14 protein-coding genes and 2 pseudogenes are annotated in these 15,508 nt (G+C 59.0%); 5 read left to right on the forward strand and 11 right to left on the reverse strand.

Going from position 1 to position 15,508, the window contains the following annotated elements; translation table 11 throughout:
- Positions 1–1,018: IS110 family transposase (locus O7A70_RS27380; protein ID WP_337143142.1), on the reverse strand; the 1,018-nt coding region annotated here is incomplete at its 3' end.
- A gap of 246 nt (positions 1,019–1,264) precedes the next feature.
- Here O7A70_RS27380 and O7A70_RS27385 point away from each other — a divergent pair.
- Positions 1,265–1,465: pseudogene (locus O7A70_RS27385) on the forward strand (transposase); the annotation flags it as partial.
- Between the two features lie 113 nt (positions 1,466–1,578).
- Entirely contained in the window at positions 1,579–1,788 is a 210-nt protein-coding gene (locus tag O7A70_RS27390; RefSeq protein ID WP_337143143.1) for a hypothetical protein, read from the forward strand.
- Between the two features lie 101 nt (positions 1,789–1,889).
- On the opposite strand, the pseudogene O7A70_RS34250 reads toward O7A70_RS27390, so the two are convergent.
- From O7A70_RS34250 to O7A70_RS27400, 3 genes and pseudogenes are all read right to left on the reverse strand, one after another.
- Positions 1,890–2,129: pseudogene (locus O7A70_RS34250) on the reverse strand (DEAD/DEAH box helicase family protein); the annotation flags it as partial.
- A 170-nt stretch (positions 2,130–2,299) separates the two neighbouring features.
- Positions 2,300–2,683: a hypothetical protein gene (locus O7A70_RS27395; RefSeq protein ID WP_337143144.1), complete on the reverse strand. Its 384-nt coding sequence runs from the start codon at positions 2,681–2,683 to the stop codon at positions 2,300–2,302.
- A 326-nt stretch (positions 2,684–3,009) separates the two neighbouring features.
- Positions 3,010–3,927, reverse strand: a complete 918-nt coding sequence (locus tag O7A70_RS27400) for a Kiwa anti-phage protein KwaB-like domain-containing protein (protein WP_337143145.1) — start codon at positions 3,925–3,927, stop codon at positions 3,010–3,012.
- A 742-nt stretch (positions 3,928–4,669) separates the two neighbouring features.
- On the opposite strand from O7A70_RS27400, the gene O7A70_RS27405 reads away from it, so the two are divergent.
- The 3 genes from O7A70_RS27405 (at position 4,670) to O7A70_RS27410 (ending at position 6,690) form a co-directional block, all read left to right on the forward strand.
- Positions 4,670–5,641: a hypothetical protein gene (locus tag O7A70_RS27405; RefSeq protein ID WP_337143146.1), complete on the forward strand. Its 972-nt coding sequence runs from the start codon at positions 4,670–4,672 to the stop codon at positions 5,639–5,641.
- A 170-nt stretch (positions 5,642–5,811) separates the two neighbouring features.
- Positions 5,812–6,066, forward strand: a complete 255-nt coding sequence (locus O7A70_RS34255; protein WP_442921017.1) for an HNH endonuclease — start codon at positions 5,812–5,814, stop codon at positions 6,064–6,066.
- Between the two features lie 180 nt (positions 6,067–6,246).
- A complete protein-coding gene (locus O7A70_RS27410) occupies positions 6,247–6,690 on the forward strand; it encodes a hypothetical protein (RefSeq protein ID WP_337131038.1) in 444 nt (147 codons plus the stop codon).
- A gap of 221 nt (positions 6,691–6,911) precedes the next feature.
- On the opposite strand, the gene O7A70_RS27415 is transcribed toward O7A70_RS27410, so the two are convergent.
- The 7 genes from O7A70_RS27415 to O7A70_RS27445 all read right to left on the reverse strand — a co-directional run bounded on the left by O7A70_RS27415 (position 6,912) and on the right by O7A70_RS27445 (position 14,509).
- On the reverse strand, positions 6,912–8,159 hold the full coding sequence (locus O7A70_RS27415) for an alkaline phosphatase family protein (RefSeq protein ID WP_337131039.1): 1,248 nt from the start codon (positions 8,157–8,159) through the stop codon (positions 6,912–6,914).
- A gap of 9 nt (positions 8,160–8,168) precedes the next feature.
- A complete protein-coding gene (locus tag O7A70_RS27420) occupies positions 8,169–8,984 on the reverse strand; it encodes an ABC transporter permease (protein WP_337143147.1) in 816 nt (271 codons plus the stop codon).
- A gap of 40 nt (positions 8,985–9,024) precedes the next feature.
- The gene (locus O7A70_RS27425) at positions 9,025–9,969 is read right to left on the reverse strand and encodes an ABC transporter permease (RefSeq protein WP_337131048.1); all 945 of its coding nucleotides are present in this window, start codon (positions 9,967–9,969) and stop codon (positions 9,025–9,027) included.
- Entirely contained in the window at positions 9,966–10,928 is a 963-nt protein-coding gene (locus tag O7A70_RS27430) for an ABC transporter ATP-binding protein (RefSeq protein ID WP_337143148.1), read from the reverse strand. The genes O7A70_RS27425 and O7A70_RS27430 overlap by 4 nt, the downstream gene beginning before the upstream one ends.
- The gene (locus O7A70_RS27435) at positions 10,925–11,950 is read right to left on the reverse strand and encodes an ABC transporter ATP-binding protein (protein ID WP_337131041.1); all 1,026 of its coding nucleotides are present in this window, start codon (positions 11,948–11,950) and stop codon (positions 10,925–10,927) included. The genes O7A70_RS27430 and O7A70_RS27435 overlap by 4 nt, the downstream gene beginning before the upstream one ends.
- A gap of 5 nt (positions 11,951–11,955) precedes the next feature.
- Positions 11,956–13,512 carry an ABC transporter substrate-binding protein gene (locus tag O7A70_RS27440; RefSeq protein WP_337143149.1) on the reverse strand — a complete coding sequence of 519 codons (1,557 nt, stop codon included), beginning with the start codon at positions 13,510–13,512 and terminating at the stop codon, positions 11,956–11,958.
- A gap of 220 nt (positions 13,513–13,732) precedes the next feature.
- Positions 13,733–14,509 (reverse strand): DeoR/GlpR family DNA-binding transcription regulator, encoded by a 777-nt coding sequence (locus O7A70_RS27445; protein ID WP_337143150.1) that lies wholly within the window; start codon positions 14,507–14,509, stop codon positions 13,733–13,735.
- Positions 14,510–15,508: the final 999 nt, after the last annotated feature.

Here is a 15,508-nt window from a genome sequence, read left to right on the forward strand (position 1 = left end):
CCACCAGCGCCGGGCGAACCCAGAAGTAGTCCTGCTCCTTCGTCAGCAGATGCCAGATCAACACCGCGAGCTTGCGCGCGACCGCCACGGCTGCGACCTGATGGCCACGCTTGTTGCGGATGCGTAGGAAGAAGGCCCTGAGCGGCCCGGGCGCCTTCGCCGCCGCCCAGGCGGCCTCGACCAGCATGGCGCGGGCATGGGAGCGCCCGTGCTTGCTGATCCGGCCGTACTGCGCCAGCCCAAGACCGGATTGGCGCACACGCGGATTGAGGCCGAAGTAGCTCACCAGCTTTTGCGGTTCGCTGAAGCGCCTGATGTCTCCGATCGCCGCGATGATGCCGGTGGCAACGGTTACGTTGACGCCGGTGATCGTCTGGAGGCGACGGACCTGCACATCGTCAACCGCCTCCCGGGCAATATCACCGTCCAGGTCGGCCAGATCCTCGGCCAGGCGATCGATCTCGCGGATGTGGCGGGCGATAGCGGCCCGCTCGTCGTCGGGAAGCACCTGCCGCTCGAGCCAGGTGCGACCCCGACGGTTGAACAGATCGGCATGCGGGCACTTCGGCACGAGGTGCGCCTGCAGGATGCCATGCACCTCGTTCTTCACTCGCGTGCGATGCCGCACAACTTGGTTGCGCCGCGCGACGAGGCGGCGAAGCCGCTCAGTCCGCTCATCGGGAATCCAGACCTCCGGCAGAAAGCCGCTGGCGTGAAGTTGCGCTAGAACGCCGGCATCGATCTTGTCGGTCTTGATCCTGGCATGGGCGATCGCCTTCACCTGCATCGGGTTGGCGACAATCACCCGGCCGACATAGGGTGACAGAACCCGCACCACCGCCATGGCGTTGCCCGTAGCCTCGACGACAACCTCATCCGTCCGTCGCAAACTACGGCCGAACCCTTCCAATCCCGAGCGGGTCATGTCGACCCGTCCATGATGGCGCAGCCGGCCGTCTTCCCAAACCACCACCTCCGCAAAGGTGCGGTGGATGTCCATTCCAATCACACGTCTCATCGGCTCCTTCTCCTCAACAGTCGGGAGCCGGCGGGCGACGCGACACCTACGGATCCGCGCTCTCGGCGCAACCGGGCAGGTCGCAGGGGCGGCCAGCTACTAACGCGAGCTCGCAGCTCATCGAATACATCGGCCTGCCCGCACTTGGCGTGCTCCCGGTGCCCCTGTCCTGGATGGTCGCACCATACGCCGAAGATCGCTCATCTCCAGCGGGGATCGGATGGCACCGTCATGATCATACCGGTTACCAACATGCTCGAACGGCTCAATGAGGAAATCCGCCGGCGCACCTATGTCGTGCGCATCTTCCCCAATGCCGAAAGCTGCCTGCGCCTGGTCAGGGCGTTGGCCGTCGAGACCAATGAAAACTGGATGGAGGCCAACCGATACATCAACATGGACGACCTGCGCGAGCACAAAAAACTCGCTCTACGCCAAGCCGCATGACCAGCACCATGGCCGCCCAATTTTGCAGAACTTGACGCACACAACCCGTTTTTGCTTTGCGTCGAATCTCAAAGTCAGACTAATTTCTCAGGCATTCGATTGAGGGAGGGCACATGCCAATTTATCAAAGAGCCAAAGAAGCTGGCGTCTTCGATTCCTCCGACGTCGCTCTGCTAGGTCGCGTGTTCGAGAAGTTGAAAGCTGAGGGCCAATCGCCAGAGGGACATGAAGCGCTCGCCTCCCGCGGAATCGCAAACTATCAGGCCGGAATCAGAGACGAGGAAGAACTGGCGGCGGTTTCCAAACTACCTCTGGGGCGGTGAAGTGCATCTTGTGCCGTAGCGCATCTGCCTTGTCGAAACAGAGCAAAAAGCCCGTCACCTGTTGACGGGCTTCTGACTTGCAGGTGGGAGTGTACCCAGTCGTACTCGTAGATCGGATTGCCGAAATAGAGATAGGTGTCGCGATTTTCTTCGCGTAGCGGCATGGCCGTCATGCCCCGCTGGTAGCTGGGCTCGAAATGTTCAAGGATGACGCGCCATGAGCTGTCGTCTCGTGCGCTTCCTCGGTGGGCATTCATCGACGATGATGAGATCGAAAAAGTCCGGCGGAAGTCACGGAAAAGCCCGGCACGACGCTCGTCCTCGGCAAGAGCCTGATAGACAGTATCTCGGCAGCTTACCACCCACCGTGTTGTAAGGGGCGATGAGGTGGTTCACGCGCTCGACTGTTTCGATCCCGCTGCCGCCTGATAGCGCCGCCAAAGATCATCAGGCGTGGGGAAATCGGCGATGCGCGTTTCCGTCCCCTTGAAATACGTCGATCTCAATAATACTACCAGCAGATCGCCATCAACCGGACGGTTGAAGCCATCCTTGCCGGAAAGAAGCGCCTGCTTCTCACCGTATCGCTGCCGTTAGTGGCGTAGGCGTATTTGAGGCCGAGGATGTCCGCATAGTCGCGGGCCTGCTGAACCGCGGTGCTCGCAGATTTGTAACCGGCCTTCGCCTCGACCACAGCAAGCGGGAAATCCCTCGTAAAGCGAAGCAGGTAGTCAACGCGCTTCGGCGGATTGCGTACAAAGCCTTCGCCTACGGGGATGACGCGGCCATCTGTGACGGTCCGCTGCTCGGCGATGGAATGAGGCTCGTGATCCCAACCGGCGGATTGCAGCTTGGGCACGACAAACTTTCGGCACGTGTCGGCTTCGTTCGTCATGTTCCCCCACTGCCCCCCGAGCTGCGGTTCTATCCTGCGAAAATCAGCTTCGCGATTCGCCGCGCGAGCGCTATGATTCACCGAGGCTCGAAATCCAGAATTTCGCACACGACTGCGAGCCTGTGGACTCTTGCTTTTGATCTCGCAGGTCTATTGGCCGGCAACCGAGAAGCTCAACCGTCTTGCCGATTGTCAACATCTGGTCTGTCTTACGTACCAGAGAACCGCGTCTGACCGCTCGCATGGCAAATTGGCAAAATCGGCGAGGACGGTCCATCTGGCCGAGCCTTCACGCATCGTGTTCGCGCTTCTATGTGTTCGCGCTTCTATTCTGCCGCGGAAACCTTCTGACGGCCGGATGCACGATAGGGATCGCCACCATCGCCAGTGAGATCAAGGTGGTATCGACGAGCGTCGAGAAGCTCAATCAGTTTGGCATGGTCTTGTACCCTGCATTGAAGACGACCATTTTCAAGCTCTTTGAACTTAATACCATGCTGAGCTGCGAGCGCTTCAATTGGTGCACGCTGGAATGCCGCCAGATTAGCATTCCCAGCCACTGAGGCCGCATGACGTGCCACTCTTGGATGGCTCCCAATTTGCTCCACAATCCTCGATAAATCGAGAAAGGTGATCGCGTCGTGGATAGCCTGGACCTTTGCGGCGGCAGTTGCAGCAACGTTTGCTACAATCTTCGCCACCTGCTCCATTGGGCCGACGTTCAAAATATAGACGTGCGCATCCGTGACGATGACGTCGAACTCCTGGTCGAGGCGAAGAACGTTCTCCTGGATCATAGTGAGTGTGTCGTCTACAAGGCGTACCAAGCGGTTACGTGCCTTTATGGTACCCTTCAAGCGCGTAGCCTTCTTTATCCCTATCGCACGGCGGCCCTGATCATCTGTGAACTCAGCGAAGTAGTAGTCCATGTCCTGAATATGGTCTTGGACGTTAGCAAGATCGTCGAGAGCCCCAGCATCAAATATCGCTGACAAATCACCCATGAACTCGTTTTTTCGCTCAGCGTAAATTCGCCTTTTCGCTCCATAATCTTCCGAAATATCGTAAGCTTCCCAGCCCGTCTGAACTGCCTCGAACGAATCAATCGTATCTCGTAAAATCGTCCGCAGCGTGTCTTTCGTTGCTGCGTCGGTCGGAACAAAGTGCATGTTGCCATTGCTGCGCAACGTAACTCCAAAGTTTACCGCAACTATCGCCATGGGGTTAAATTCGGCTTCAATCATCGTCTGCCCTATCAACAAGTACGTTGCCCCCGAGTCGGTATCCGGTTAGCGGCTCCCCGTTCACCAAATAATGCCTTCGAGAGATCACTGCATACGTGACGAGTCGCTCACCCTCTCGGTCCTTGGATGTAGTACCGCCCCGAGCTTCAACAGTAAATATGCGATATCCACAGAGTGCAAAAATCAGATTCATGTAGTGAAGGCGCATATGCCAAAACAAAAACATGACAAAGAGGAACGCAATTGATATGGCAGCAATATCACGCACAGCAGTGAGAGTGGCTTGGAATAGCGGGATGAGCATCGCAAAAAGATACGTCAGGAGGTGCTCCCGCTGATCGCGCGCTGACTCCACAACAATTGTTTTCTCATTCTGGTTTGCACGCGCTCTTCGAAAAACCAGACAGAGAATTGCAGTCGGCAGTATGAAAAGGAAGACGCATGTGGGGATCCACAGCCTGTCAGAGATTGGAGTCACTCCCCGCACCGCCCACAGGAGAAAAACCGGACTTAAGCTCGACCAAACTAAAACAAATCGGACGAAGCCAAGCCCTTCGCCCGCGGTAGCTCTCGGCATACATGCCTCCAGTAAAAAATGAGTTAGCTCTATGTTCAGGATCGTAGACGAGATGGGCGTCTCCGGGAACCTCATGGCGCGTTTGAAGTCTAGGCATTGAATGGGCACAGTGGACGCTCAGCCAAGACATGTCTACAACTGGTATTGCCGTACTGGGGGGTGAAAATGGCGGAATTCAAGGCTGTTAAATCGCGAACGACCATCAGGTCAGCGATGAAGAGGTGGCAGAAGGCCTTTGTTATGCTGGGCAGTCTGAATCACGGGTTCTCCGGGCTGATTTGGGTTGAGTCCTCCGGAATCTGGCTACGCGTTGGAGGACGGGAAAGAGCTAAAGGCTTTAGGTACTGGAACGGGATCGGTGATCGGCTCGGGAGCGGGAAGGGCAGAAACCTTCTCGTCGAAATAAACCCGCCGGATGGAGAATTTCCGGGCCGTTTCCAGGGCCTTGTGGCACATGATGGCGCGAGGCGATTGTGGGTTCTGCACGCAGGTGAAATAAACATCGAAGGGATGCCCGTCCACCTAGGCGATCATGTCCAAGTGCACGGTTTGCCATCGGTCGATGTTCATTTCTCAAATGGGAAAGTTCGACAGTATTACAAAGTGGCATGCCTTGATGCGAATGAGCAATCGATTGTCGGTTCTACCAAAATATTTGCGGACGCATGCCGATTGGTCCGCATCAGTACCGGCGCTCAGTCTCAGTCGGCTGTCGAGATTGCATCTCAAGCCAAGATATTTGAGGAAGCGCTTGGCCCATATCTCGTTGGCCCCCAAGGCGCGAAATGGAAGGACCGCACTCATGCCCGAATTTGGCATGCGTTAAAACAGGCCTTGGAGGCCAAAGGTGTAAAGGTCGCTAACGAACGGGTAAGTTCCTTGGGGCCGGACTTGTTCACCTACGACGGGCCTGTACCGAGGCTTTTTGAGATTAAAACGGCAGCGGGCTCATCTGATTACCTCAAGGCAATCGGCCAACTGATCGTATACGAAAGGTTGCTGAAGAGGGGGTTCAGGAAAATGATGGTCGTCCCGAAGGACCTTCCTCCCGCTTTGAAAGAAATCTTGGAAAGCCTCGAGATAGGCGTTGTGACCTACGGCACGAAAAAGGGCACACCGCTCTTCAGCGGCCTTTGAACAAGACCTAAGCGTTACAAATAACGCCCTTAACAGCCACCCGACTTGCGAGGAATAGCTTGACGTCCAAAGACATTGACGCCTGCCCAAAATGCGGTTCCTTCGAGCGGCGACCTCGTGGAAACTGTGCTCATTGTCACCGCGAGGCAGCCGCTCGATATCGCGCTAGAGTGAAGAGCGCACAGGGTACTCACACGGAAGCGGAGTGGCTTGCCAAGGCAGCAACCTATGGTGCTTGCCCGAAATGCAGCCGCACGTGGGATCAGGTGGAGCGTCCAAACGCCCAGCGCCTACCATTTACAAAGGGCCACATCATACCGTTGGCGCGGGGTGGGACGAATAGCATCGAGAACCTTCAGCCCGAGTGTTCGCGCTGCAACTATGGGGACCACGGAGCTCATTTTACTCGACTGGCCCGCAGATAGGCGCGTGACCAAAATTCCGCACGCTGGCCGCCGAGGATTTCGTGGGGCGTCCGCATAGGGACGCGCGAAAAAAAATCCAGATCGCCTATGCGGGGGACCGCGACATGGATCGTTACAAATCAAACGAGTTGGGCTAATTGTGCCGCCAAATTCGGAACCCTGAAGCACCAAGGAGAGACCATGGCGACTGACGATTTGGATTTGGAAGCGCTGCTCGCCGAGTTCAAAGCGGAGCGAGAACTCGACGAAGCCGACCTACCTCCGTCTACGTTCACGGCCCACCCAAAGAATCCGAGGGCGAGTGCGCGGAGGAAGCTTCGGCGACGCATCGTAAATCTGGAGTTGGCGCTGGAAAACGTCGAGTGGGCTATCGGGGAGGTCTTTTCAACCGCTGGCCGCGTCAACAAGGAGAGCGAACTTAGGCGGCTGCAAGCGGCAATTGCCGCCTTCCGGGAAGAGACAGGACTCAGGAATTCCATTCAGGAGGACTACGCGCCGACCTCTGACGACGCGCTCTTCAAGATGTTCGAGGCCGCCGAGCAAACCACCCGGAACGCGATTGCCAACAGCGCCCCGCTGATGAGTTCGCTCGACCTGTCCCCCGCCAAGGATGAGGACGACTAAGCCCTCGAAGGTCCAGGATTATCCTGATCTCTACTGTGCAGGCTGGCAGCTATGTACGCGCCAACCTACAAGGGCGCGCTCGACTGGTCTGCCCTCCACGCCCGACACAGGCCCAAGTGAGGGCAGGGGATATCTCGCCCACATTCCCTCGTAGAGGTCGGTGTGCCAGTAAAGAGAAGGTAGCGATGGGCTGACCATAGTTTCTGAAATCATAGAGAGCTCTAATCCTCTATCAGCGAGCGCCCGGCATACGGCGCCTGGGGCAAGCCGAGAACGCGCGCAAGCGTCGGCGCAAACTGGTCCGCATTTGCCTCGTCGACGGTCCGCTGGGCAACGCCGATGCCGGACAGGATGAACATTCGGTCGTCCTCACGGCTGCCCGGCCGAAAACCGTGGGTTGAGATGGCGCGCGGCCTGCCCGTCGCAGAGAGCGGGGCGGACGCATGCCTCGCTCGCTCCTCGAAGGAATGCCGAGGCGGCGCGACGAACATCGCCACAGCCCCGCGGAGTGGCTCCGGTAGATGCAGATCGTTCCAGAGTTCGACGCCGTAGGGCGACAGTCGCTCAGTGGCTCTGTCAACATCGCCGGGCGTTTTGAGGGAGACGTAGAGGCTGGCGCCTTCGGTCATCCAGTGCATGTCAGGGATAATGGCCTCTGGAAAAATCGCCGTATCGACCGGACCGTGACCGTGGTCGCTGGCGATCGCGATCACATAGTCGCCGAGCCGTCCGTTCCGCTCGAGAACTGCCAAGACGTTACCCAGCAGCATATCGGCGAACTGCATCGACCAGATCGCAGTAGGCGTGTCGTACCCGAGAGAATGCTGGAATGCATCCGGCATCTCGATCTCCGTCAGCACGAGATCCGGCGGCCGGTCGGAGCCGAGCAGAGCCACGACGGCGCGATTGAGAAACTGATCGAGTGCGAGGCCGGCCAGCAGGTGCGGCGCGCCGTCATCAACTGACTCTCGGAACCAATCCATTTCGGTCAGGCCGGCGCGCGCGAGCCGATCTTCGGGATCGTGGATTGCGCGCGAGGCCGCCAATGCTTCGGGAGTGGTCATCTTTCCGAAGCGATGACCGGTCACGAAACTACGCAACCACCAGGGCGGGACATAGATGGAAGTATCGTCCAAAGCGATCAACGCATGGCCGATCGCCGCGACATCCAGGCCGGCGGCCTTGGCATGGGTGGCAAGAGTCGGCGCCCGCAAATCCTCAGCTAGCGGCGCCATGAAGATGTCACCGCGGAAGATATGATTGCCATAGACGCCGTGTACTTCGGGTCCAACGCCTGTCAACATGGTTGCGCGGCCGGGGACAGAGGTGGCCGGCACGGCCGATTTAAGCCGGCGAACGCGCAGGCCAGAAGCCGCGAGACGGCTCATGTTCGGGAGGCGGTGCGCATGGGCTTCGAAAGTGTCGGCGCTGACGCCGTCGACGAGTATGGAGATCAGCTTTCTTTGCATGAAGGTCCGTCATTTTAGGGTCGGGTCGAGTTGATCGCGCAACCAGTCGCCGAGGACGCTTACTGCCACGGCGGTCAACACGATGACGAGACTGGGAGCGAGCAGCATCCAGGGGGCGCGGGTGATATACTCGCGGCCGGCGGCGACCATGACGCCCAGGCTGCTCATTGGCGGCTGGACGCCAAGGCCGAGAAAGGACAACCCGCTTTCGACGAGAACGATTTCAGGAAATGTCACTGTTGCCGCGACCAGAAGCGTTGCCGCACTGTTGGGCAGGATGTGCCGAACATAGACGCGCAATGGGTGGGCGCCGAGCTGGCGGGTTGCACTCGCATAGCCCTGCGCACCGGCGGCCATCGCGAGTCCCCGGGCAAGCCGCGCATTCCGCTCCCAGCCGTACAGCCCCATCAGGGCGACAAACAGCGTCAGCGAATTGCCCAAAAAGGCGAGCATGGCCAGCGCCACGATGAGAAATGGTAACGAAGCCTGGACGTCGATCATCAGGAGCAGAACGTGCTCGACCAGCCGGCGAAAATAAGCGGCGGTGAAGCCGATCGCCGTGCCGACGAACACGCTGATCGCGGTCGCGCCGAAGGTGACCAGCAAGCTGGTGCGGATCGAGTAGATAAGACGCGAGCCAACGTCACGGCCGAGATCGTCAGTTCCAAGGATATGCAGCATCGTCCCGCCGAACCCCACAGGCGGCGCCAGACGATGGCGCAGGTCGATCGCAGTAATGTCGTAGGGGGCAATGTGCGCTGCTACGAGTGCGGCCACGACCATGAGCAGAACCCAGCCCGCTGCGACGCGTGTCGGCAAGTCCATCCAGGAAGTCGTCTGAAGCCTAGGCATCATGACCGGCATCTCAATGCGATCCAGCGGACGATGCCCGCAAGCGCGGATCAACTACGCCATAGAGCAGGTCCATCAGGAGGTTGGCCGATGTCATGGTTAGTGTCACAAGCAGAAGGATGACCTGAACCACGGCGAGGTCTCGGTTGGCAACCGAGACCACCAGCAACTGGCCGATGCCGGGCCAGCCGAATACATTCTCCACCAGGACCGCGCCTGCAACTTGTCCCCCTAGCATAAGGCCGAACAGCGTCAGCACAGGAATGATCGCGTTCGGGAGAGCATGATGGCGAACCACCTGCCGCCAGGTCACGCCCTTGGCGCTGGCCGCGACGACGTATAGCTGTGACAGAACCTCGATCATGGCACTGCGCGTGAAACGCGCGATAATGGCCGCCCCGCCAATGCCGAGCGTCAGAACCGGCAGGACAAAACCGGCAGCCCGGTCTGCGCCGCCTGACGGGAACAGGCCGAGTGTGACCGAAAAGATCAGGATCAGGAGCAGCCCAAGCACGAAGCTCGGTACAGTGAAGCCGAGAACGGTCAGCATCATAACCGATCGATCGACCCAGCTGTCGCGATGCATGGCGGCATAGGCGCCGACGGGAATCCCGATCAGCATTGTGAGTATCAGCGACGGGATCATCAGCGCCAATGTCAACGGCACGCGCTCGAGCACAATATCCAGGGCTGGCTTTCCGCCCAGCATGGAATTGCCGAAGTCGCCATGAAACGCCGCCTGGATGTAGCGCCAATATTGCACCGAAAGCGGTTGATCGAGATCCCAATGCCGGCGAAAGGCTTCGAGGTCGGCGGCACGAGCGCTGGGACCGAGAATTTGCAAGGCTGGATCTCCAGACGCGCGTAACACCACGAAGGTAAGGGTCACCACAACAAGGATCGAAAGTGCGGCACGCAAGACTTTCGGGCCAACAAAACGAATGATTGTCGCGGTCATCGATCCCTCACACGATGGCAGGCGACCTCCCGTTTTGAATCCAGTGGCAGGAGTTCGGGCAGGCTTTGTCGGCATATGTCGTGCGCTAGTGGGCAGCGTGAATTGAACGGACACCCGGAAGGCCGATCGGTGGCGCTCGGCGGCTCGCCCGAGAGCGGCACATATTGGTCGAAGCCGCCCGGCAGCCTTGGCATGGCCGACACGAGCGCCTGCGTATAGGGATGTGCGGGGTGGTCGATGATGACGTCGGCGCGCCCCTGCTCGACGACGCGGCCCAGATACATCACCGCAATGCGATCGCTGACGTGACGCACGATCCGCAAGTCATGGCTGATAAACAATATGCCGAGCCCAAGCTCCTGCTGACGATCCACCAGCAGGTTGACGATTTGTGCCTGTACAGAGACGTCGAGCGCCGAGACCGGTTCGTCGCAAACCAGAAGCGACGGTTTTGGTGCTAGCGCACGCGCCAGCACGACGCGCTGGCGCTGGCCGCCGGAAAGCTGATGCGGGTAGAGCATGTGGTGGTCTTCGCCAAGTCCCACTGCTTGGAGCAGCTCTCTTACCCGCTGCCGCCGGCTTGCGGCATCGCCAACTCCGTGAATCTCCAGCGGCTCGGCGATGAGGGCATCAACCGTCATGCGGCGGTCGAGCGCCCCCAGCGTGTCCTGAAAGACCAGTTGCATCTGCCGCCGCTGTGAGCGCCACTCTTTGCTGCCGATCCGCGGCAGCAAAGAATCTTGAAACAGCACCCGGCCGCTGTCCGGCGAATCCAAGCCGAGCGCGATCCGGCCGGTGGTGGATTTGCCGCAACCAGATTCGCCAACAATGCCGGTCGTTTGCCCCGCCTCGACGTTCAGCGACACGCCATCGACCGCAGCGAGATATTTCCGCGGTCCGAGAATCGACGAGCCGACCGGGAAGCGGCGGGAAACGCTTTCGAGACGCAGCAAGGTCATCGCTCGGCTGCAGCCTTCAGGCAGTGCACGGAATGCCCGGCAGAAACCTGCCGCGCTTGCGGTCGGGCTACGGCGCATGCAGCGACGGCGTCCCTACATCGCGGTGAGTAGGCACATCCAGGCGGCAGGTGTCGCTGCGGTGGCGCGCCCGCTATTGCGGTCAACCGTATGCGCGGTCCACACGATGGCGGAATGGCTCCGATCAGGTCGCGCGTGTAGGGGTGCTCCGGCGCTGTCAAAAGCGTGAGTGTCGATCCGGCTTCGACGATCCGTCCGGCATACATGACGCAAACCCGATCACAGATGGCCGCTACTGCCGCTAGATCGTGGCTTATCATCACCAAGGCCATGCCGGTGTCTTGCTGGATCTTCTTGAGCAGCAACAGGATCTGCGCCTGCACAGTGGCATCGAGCGCAGTCGTCGGCTCGTCGGCAACCAGCAGTTCGGGCCGGCCGGCAAGCGCAATGGCGATCATTACGCGTTGGTTTTGGCCGCCCGACAACTCGTGCGGATAGGCATTGACCCTATTTGCAGCATCCGCGATGCCGACTTGGTCGAGCAGTCGACGAGTCTCAGCCCGAGCGGCGGGACCGGTCAAGCCGCGATGCAGGCGAAGTGCTTCAGCAATTTGCGCGCCTATGCGATGCACCGGATTCAGGGCGCCGGCCGGATCCTGGAAGATCATGGCAATACGCCCGCCACGCACGCGATCCAAAACTGATGACCGGGCGCCAACCAAATCGAGGTCGCCAAGCCACGCTTCGCCCGAAACATCGGCGGATCGTGGCAATAGATCCAGCACCGCCCGCCAGGTCACGGACTTGCCGCAGCCGGATTCGCCGACGATACCAACGGCCTCGCCTTTGCCTACAATGAGATCGACACCGTGTAGGACAGGCACACCCCCGAAAGCGACCGTCAGGTCAACAATCTTAATTGCAGGGTTGGCACAGGAGGGCGGAACGCCATGAGCCGGCAACAGCGCGAGGCTCGCGCTGTTCTTGTAAGACTTGTTCAGCATAGAGCTCAGGCCACCGGCTCAGGCGATATCTTCGGGCCAAGATACATTTGCGGCAATGGGTTCGGCTGCCAACTGACATTCGACTTCTGCCCATAGATAAAGGGCATGGAGTGCAGTGGTGTGATGCAGGGGTCCTCAATCTCGACAATGTCCTGCATCCGTTTGAAGGCCGCCTTGCGCTTGGCGAGATCGGTCGTCGTTTCAAGCTCATGGCCGAGCGTGTTGAATTCGGCATTGGTCCAGCCGCCGCCCGCCTGCAGGTCATTGGTCGGGCCGATAATCTGCCAAAGCATGGAGACGGGATCGGCGTAGAAGGCACCCCCCGAAGTATCCGCGATGCCGCCGAGATTGTCGACCTGCGTCCAGTTCTCGCACATGATCAGCTTGACGTTGAGCCCAGCGGCTTTCCACATTTCGACCAGTGCCTGATTATCGGCAAGCTGCATCGGATAGTATGTGCCGACGGAAGGGTAGGGGATTTCCTCGCCTTTGTACGACGACTTGGCGAGGAGTTCCTTCACCAGCGCCGGATCGTAAGACACGCCCTTGCGCCCGGGATAATTGATGGCGCCGAAAATCGGCAACTGCCAGCCATTGAGCGCCTTCGCCCGGCCATTCCAAAGGCCGTCGGCCAGTGCATCTCGATCAATCGCGCAGGCAAGCGCGCGACGCAGGTTGACGTCCTTCAAAATGGGCGTCTTGAGTGGCGAGAATGTGAGGAAGCGGAACCATGTGGTTTCGACGCCGGTGACCGAAAGGCCCTTGACGCCTTCGATCTCCGCAATGTGGTCCGGGGTGATGTCGGTGACGATATCGTAATCGCCCGCCTGCAGCCCAGCGATACGTGCGGCGATCTCCGGCACCCGCTTGAAACGGATCGACGCAAACGGCGGTTGGCCGCCCCAATACTCATCATGCGCGACCAGCGTGATCTCGTCGCCGCTACGCACGTCGCCAATCTTGTAGGGACCAGTGCCGATCGGCTTTGCAGCCCATGCATCGTAATTCTTTGCAGCATGCCATGCCTTGGCACTGATGATTTGAGTGCCCCATGCTCCAAGCCGGTTGGTGAAAACCGGGTCCTCTGTCGTGGTCAACAGACGGACAGTGCGGTCATCGACCTTCTGCACATCGGCAAGTGAGGAAAGGAAATTGGCAAGCACGGCCGCACCTGGTGCCTTTTCGCCGCGCAGCCGATCCGGCCCGAGCGACAAGACAACATCATCCGCGCTCATTGTGGAGCCGTCATGAAACTTCACATTATCGCGCAAACCGATCTCATACGTTTTCACGTCGATCTGCTTCAAGGATTTTGCGAGTGCGAAATTCAGACGGAAGTTGTCGTTGTAATCTGTCCGCAGAAGCTGGTCGAAAATGCTGTACTGCACTCGCCAGGAAACGTTGGCGATGGAAGCGCTATCCACAGGTTCCAGAATGGTGCGCAGATCCTGGACGGCGATCTTGAGGCTCGGTCGCTGGCCGCCTGCGGCCATGCGCGGCAACGCCATCGCGCCAGCCGCAAGGGCCGTCATGCCTAGAAATGTGCGACGTGTCGTTTGCATATCAAAAACCTTCTCCTGTTGTCGGGACGGCAAGCCGGCCGAACTCCGCTTCTTCCCGAGACGGGCAGAGACATAGCGCAGTTATGTGAAGGTTTTGTGTGGCTTTAAGACGGATTGTGGTGGGTTTGTAATGGAGGCGCAAAGGCATTTCACAAACTGTCGTGAAACGACCGCATTCCTGCGAGCATGCCGCAGCAGGGTCAAGGTCATTTATGCCGGGTTACGACGGCTTTTGCTGCGGATATAGGACTTGGGCACCAGCGGCTTCGATCTGCTTCAGCACGTCCAGTGCCGGCTTCCGGTCGGTGATGATCGAGGAAATCGCTGAATGGGGCAGGATGCGGTAACGCACCGACCAGCCGAATTTGGTGTGATCGGCGAGAACGATGATTTTCCGCGTCTGTTCGCAAAGTGTCGCGGCGAGATCCTGCCCGACCTGTTGATGATCGAAGACGCCTAGAGTGGGATGCACAGCGTTGACCCCGATGAAAGCAACATCGATCTGCTGTTCGCGAAGCGTGCGCAGACCAAGAAATCCTGTCACGGTCCGGAAGTCGGGATTGAATTCACCGCCTAGCATGACCACGCGATGCCGACGGCCGTCGGCAGCTGCGATCGCTATATCGACCATGTTGGTGACGATGCGCATCTCCGGCAAAGCCGAGATGCGACGAGCCAATGCCAGCACCGTGCTGCCGCCCCCCAAGAAGAGGTTCTGCCCGGGCTTGAGAAGACCGAGCGCTATCTCGGCAATAGCGTTCTTTTCCGCACACTGAGAAATCGCGCGCGACGAGACGCCCAATAACTTAGGCTGCTGCGTGGCGACGGCCCCACCATGGACGCGCACGACCAAGCCGTCCTGCTCGAGCTGTTTGATATCCCGCCGCGCGGTCTCCTCAGAAATGTTGAATTGCGCTATCACATCTCGGATACGGACTTCGCCATCCGTTTGGATCATTTCGATGAGCTTCTTGTGGCGATTGTGGCTAAGTGACATTCTTCCCTCTCACGGTATTTGCGCGAAACTAGCGAGCTCGAAGCGCAAACGCCATCGTGGAGAGCAGGTTGGCCTGAATGGAGGTAGCGTCATTCGGCAAAGCATGCCGCCCGGGCCGCAGACTGAGCTGACCGCGCCCACATTCGGCGCTCGGCTAGATCGCGCCCGCGGCTTATGCCGCTAATCTCATTGCAACGCGCGATCGGCTGTTCAACCCCGACCAGCTCCGCCGATCACCCGTTGCTCAACCCGCGCCACACGGCGTCCAGGCCCGGTAACGAGGCGCCGGAGCGGACGGACGCTGACCGATACTGGCCTACTGAAGATGAAATGGCTGGCGATGTAGCCGGACGCCACATTTATGACTATGCCCAGAATAATGGCTCCGAAGAGTAACCCGTAAAGCGCCTTCCAACGAGTGAAACGGCGCTCACCAACTCCAAAATGATAGACGATTGCTGGGAAGAACATCTGCGACAGTAGTGGCACACCAAACATCGCCAACAGCACGACGATGAGAGCTACGCTTGGGTTGCGATTGAACAGCCCCGGAAACGCAAATACAGCCGCGACGATAAATGGGAACGTAATCAGTAGGATGATTGAGAAGAAGGCTACCCCGGCACCCTAGCCTATCAAATTCAAGCCGCTGTACCAGGCCCTGCTCGACTGGAGGCATTCCGAAAATGGCGGGTGAGATCGCGATCGCTGTGACAAGATCTGCCTGGCTTCAGCGGCACGACGCCGCCTCAGGGCGGCGCGGCCTTCTCGCCACAGAGTTGAGGCATGGCTCAAATCAAGTAACCGACGTATCCCATTTCACAATGCTGCGGACCCGTCCGCGCCAACAGTATTATCGAAATGCGGATAGCTTTTTTTGTTGCGGCTGCCGTTGCGCAGGATCTAAGGTCGGCTTTGGGCGAGGGGGCATAATTGTCAGAATCCGAAAAGTCAGTCTTCCAAAGCGATATACCGCTAAGGGAGAAGCTCGAGCGCGCC

Source organism: Mesorhizobium sp. Cs1299R1N1, from assembly GCF_037179655.1.
In the GTDB taxonomy this organism is placed as follows: Bacteria; Pseudomonadota; Alphaproteobacteria; order Rhizobiales; family Rhizobiaceae; genus Mesorhizobium; species Mesorhizobium salmacidum.

Excerpts from the sequence above, each read along its gene's own strand:
- O7A70_RS27390 (WP_337143143.1), top strand. The coding sequence starts at position 1,579 with ATGCCAATTTATCAAAGAGCCAAAGAAGCTGGCGTCTTCGATTCCTCC.
- O7A70_RS27395 (WP_337143144.1), bottom strand. The coding sequence starts at position 2,683 with ATGACGAACGAAGCCGACACGTGCCGAAAGTTTGTCGTGCCCAAGCTG.
- O7A70_RS27400 (WP_337143145.1), bottom strand. The coding sequence starts at position 3,927 with ATGATTGAAGCCGAATTTAACCCCATGGCGATAGTTGCGGTAAACTTT.
- O7A70_RS27405 (WP_337143146.1), top strand. The coding sequence starts at position 4,670 with ATGGCGGAATTCAAGGCTGTTAAATCGCGAACGACCATCAGGTCAGCG.
- O7A70_RS27410 (WP_337131038.1), top strand. The coding sequence starts at position 6,247 with ATGGCGACTGACGATTTGGATTTGGAAGCGCTGCTCGCCGAGTTCAAA.
- O7A70_RS27415 (WP_337131039.1), bottom strand. The coding sequence starts at position 8,159 with ATGCAAAGAAAGCTGATCTCCATACTCGTCGACGGCGTCAGCGCCGAC.
- O7A70_RS27420 (WP_337143147.1), bottom strand. The coding sequence starts at position 8,984 with ATGGACTTGCCGACACGCGTCGCAGCGGGCTGGGTTCTGCTCATGGTC.
- O7A70_RS27425 (WP_337131048.1), bottom strand. The coding sequence starts at position 9,969 with ATGACCGCGACAATCATTCGTTTTGTTGGCCCGAAAGTCTTGCGTGCC.
- O7A70_RS27430 (WP_337143148.1), bottom strand. The coding sequence starts at position 10,928 with ATGACCTTGCTGCGTCTCGAAAGCGTTTCCCGCCGCTTCCCGGTCGGC.
- O7A70_RS27435 (WP_337131041.1), bottom strand. The coding sequence starts at position 11,950 with ATGCTGAACAAGTCTTACAAGAACAGCGCGAGCCTCGCGCTGTTGCCG.
- O7A70_RS27440 (WP_337143149.1), bottom strand. The coding sequence starts at position 13,512 with ATGCAAACGACACGTCGCACATTTCTAGGCATGACGGCCCTTGCGGCT.
- O7A70_RS27445 (WP_337143150.1), bottom strand. The coding sequence starts at position 14,509 with ATGTCACTTAGCCACAATCGCCACAAGAAGCTCATCGAAATGATCCAA.